3 protein-coding genes and 1 pseudogene are annotated in these 3110 nt (G+C 69.3%); all 4 read right to left on the bottom strand.

Features of this window, described 5'->3' with window-relative positions; translation table 11 throughout:
- Positions 1 to 211: pseudogene (locus tag P3W85_RS28970) on the bottom strand (YbaK/EbsC family protein); the annotation flags it as partial.
- A 13-nt stretch (positions 212 to 224) separates the two neighbouring features.
- Positions 225 to 1160 (bottom strand): hydroxymethylglutaryl-CoA lyase, encoded by a 936-nt coding sequence (locus P3W85_RS28965; protein WP_017227803.1) that lies wholly within the window; start codon positions 1158 to 1160, stop codon positions 225 to 227.
- Between the two features lie 117 nt (positions 1161 to 1277).
- Positions 1278 to 2219: a 2-hydroxyacid dehydrogenase gene (locus tag P3W85_RS28960; RefSeq protein WP_276267283.1), complete on the bottom strand. Its 942-nt coding sequence runs from the start codon at positions 2217 to 2219 to the stop codon at positions 1278 to 1280.
- Positions 2220 to 2318: 99 nt separating this feature from the next.
- Positions 2319 to 3110, bottom strand: a 792-nt coding sequence (locus P3W85_RS28955) for a biotin/lipoyl-containing protein (protein ID WP_346430298.1), incomplete at its 5' end; no start/stop codon positions are given.

Here is a 3110-nt window from a genome sequence, read left to right as displayed (position 1 = left end):
GGAAGATGATGGACTTGGCGATCTCGGCCACCGAGCAGCCGAGGCCGGCAGCCGCTTCTGCCGAGGTCTTGCCGGTCGCCGGCAGCATCACCACCGGCTTGTCGTGGCCAAGGCCGGCCAGCAGGCCGGCGACGCGCTGTGCGGCTTCGGGCAGCGCGCCGGCGGAGGTCTCGGCGGCATGGCCGGGAGCGGGATGGTTCATCTCGTTCATATCGATACGGTCCTCAGACGCAAGCCGTCGCGGCGGCGTCGGCGGCGCCCCACTTGGTCAGCAGCGCGCGGCCGACGCGCGAACTGTTGGCGCGGCCGATGGACTGCGAGATGAAATCGCCGGCGCGTACCACCTGCTCCAGGTCGATGCCGGTGTGGATACCCATGCCGTGCAGCATGTAGAGCACGTCCTCGGTGGCAACGTTGCCGGTGGCGCCCTTGGCGTACGGGCAACCGCCGAGGCCGGCCACCGAGGCGTGGAAGATCGAGACGCCGACCTGCAGGCTGGCCAGGATATTGGACAGCGCCTGGCCGTAGGTGTCGTGGAAATGGCCGGAGAGGCGGTCGATGGGAAACTCGGCGGCCACCGCGTGCATCACTTCCTGCACGCGTCCCGGGGTGCCCACGCCGATGGTGTCGGCGATATCGATCTCGTCGCAGCCAAGGTCGCGCATGCGGCGCACCACGTCGACCACGGCGTGCACCGGCACCTCGCCCTGGTAGGGGCAGCCCAGCGCGCAGGACACGCTGGCGCGCAGGCGCAGGCCCTTGTCCTTGGCAGCGGCGGCCACGGGTTCGAAGCGCGCGATGGATTCCGCGATCGAGCAGTTGATGTTCTTCTGCGAGAATGCCTCGCTGGCGGCGCCGAAGATCACCACCTCGTCGGCGGAGGCGGCCACCGCGCCTTCGAAGCCCTTCATATTGGGCGTGAGCACCGAATACAAGGTGCCTGGACGGCGCTGGATGCGCGCCATCACCTCGGCGCCGTCGGCCATTTGCGGCACCCATTTGGGCGAGACGAAGGAAGCCGCTTCGATATTGACGAAGCCGGCATCGCTCAGGCGGTTGATCAGCTCGACCTTGACCTCGGTCGGCACCAAGGCCTTTTCATTCTGCAGGCCATCGCGCGGGCCGACTTCTACGATCTTCACATAGTGGGGCAGTGTCACGGTGTCTCCTCTCATTCGGTTGCGGCGCATGCGCCCCGGGGCGCATGCGCGGTGTTTCTGGCTGGCGGCCGTCCTGCCAGGGCGCCTGCGCGGCCCACGCCGCCGCGCCCGGCTGGGTCAATAACCGCGCTGCAGGTCGACCACGCCGGCAATCGGCTGGCCTGCGCCCAGTGCGCGGATCTTGCCGGCGATCTGGGCAATGCTGTCTTCGCGCAAGGTCAGCGCCGCGATATGCGGCGTGACGGTGATGCGCGGCTCGGTCCAGAAGGGATGCGCCGCCGGCAGCGGCTCGGTGCGGAACACGTCCAGCGTGGCGCCGGCGATCTGGCCCGACTGCACGGCCGCCAGCAGGTCTTCCTCGACCAGGTGCGGACCGCGCGCCACGTTGACCAGGTAGGCGCCCTTGGCCAGCTTGCCCAGCAGGCGGGCATCCAGCACGTTCTCGGTTTCCGGCGTGAGCGGCAGGACGTTCACCAGCACCCGCAGGCCATCCAGGAAACCCGCCTGGCCGGCCTCGCCGGCAAAGCCCTGCACCCCCGCGATGTCGCGCGCCGTGCGGCTCCAGCCGCGCACCGGAAAGCCGAAGCCGGCCAGCGCCTGCGCGATCTGCGCGCCCAGCGTGCCGACGCCCATCACGCCCACGGTGAAATCGGCGCGGCGGTGCGGCTTGAGGAAGCGCCAGGTGCCGGCCTGCTGGGCCAGCGCGTATTCGTCCAGGCGGCGGAAGTAGCGCAGTACCGCGTGCGTCACGTATTCGATCATCTGCGCGGCCATGCCGGCATCGTCCAGGCGCACGATGGGCACGCCGGCGGGCAGCGCGTCGGGATCGGTGTCGCGCAGGCGCAGGATGCCGTCCACGCCGGCACCCAGGTTGAACACCGCTTTCAGGTCGGTGCGCCCGCGCAGCATCTCCAGCGGCGGGCGCCAGACCACGGCGTAGTCCACCTGTTCGTTCCTGCTGTCTTCCCAGGTCAGGCATTGCGCTTCGGGAAGGGCTTCGGCAAAACCGTCGATCCAGGGCTGGTAACGGCCGTCCGGCACATACAACTGCAACTTCATCTCATCTCCACTGTATTTTTTCTTGCCCTTCCATTTTCGCAGAGGATTGGCGCCGCCTGCGGTTTTCTTGTCGCAGGCGCCACCCGCAAGCGGGGCGGCTCAGTCGTTGCCCGCCGCGAAGGCCAGCAGCTGCGCGCCTTCGCCCACCTGCTCGCCGACGCCGTACAGCACTTCGCTGACCACGCCGTCGGCCGGGGCACTGATGGTGTGCTCCATTTTCATCGCCTCCATCACCAGCAGCGGCGTGCCGCGCGTGACCTTGCTGCCGGCCTCCACCATCACCGCGATCACCTTGCCGGGCATGGGCGCGGTCAGCTTGCCGCCCTCGCCTTCGCCTTCGCCGGCGTGCGCGAGCGGGTCGAGCCAGGTCAGCGCGACATGGCGCTTGCCGCTGAATACATGGAAGGTATCACCTTCCGCATGGACCTGCCCATGCGCGCGTCGCGTGCCGAGATCGACACGGATATCGCCGGCGGCGCACTGCGGCCTGAAGGGCGCGGCCTGGTCGGCAAAGAACAGCGTGCTGCCGCGCGCGTCGGTGGCCAGCGTCACCTCCACGGTGTGGCCGCCCGCGGGGCCGGCCACGGAAAAGCCCAGCGCGCGCTGCGTTCCGCCATTCAGCCGCCACGCGCCGGCATGGCTCCAGGGCGAGTGCGCATCGGCCGGATCCACGCGCCGGGCGCGGGTTTCCGCATCGAGCAACGCCGCCACCGCCAGCGCGATCACCTCGATGCCCACCGGCGGCGGCGGCGGGAACAACACGGCCTGGTTGCGCTCGATCAGGCCGGTGTCGAGATCGGCCGTGGCAAAGGCCTGCGACGTGACCAGCCGCTGCAGGAAGGCGATATTGGTCGACAGGCCCACCACGTGATATTCGGCCAGCGCCTGCGC

Origin of the sequence: Cupriavidus basilensis (genome assembly GCF_029335485.1) — a bacterium.
Lineage (GTDB): Bacteria > Pseudomonadota > Gammaproteobacteria > Burkholderiales > Burkholderiaceae > Cupriavidus > Cupriavidus basilensis_E.
The sequence above is the reverse complement of the archived record's forward strand: the minus strand, read 5'-3'. Positions and strand labels throughout refer to the sequence as shown.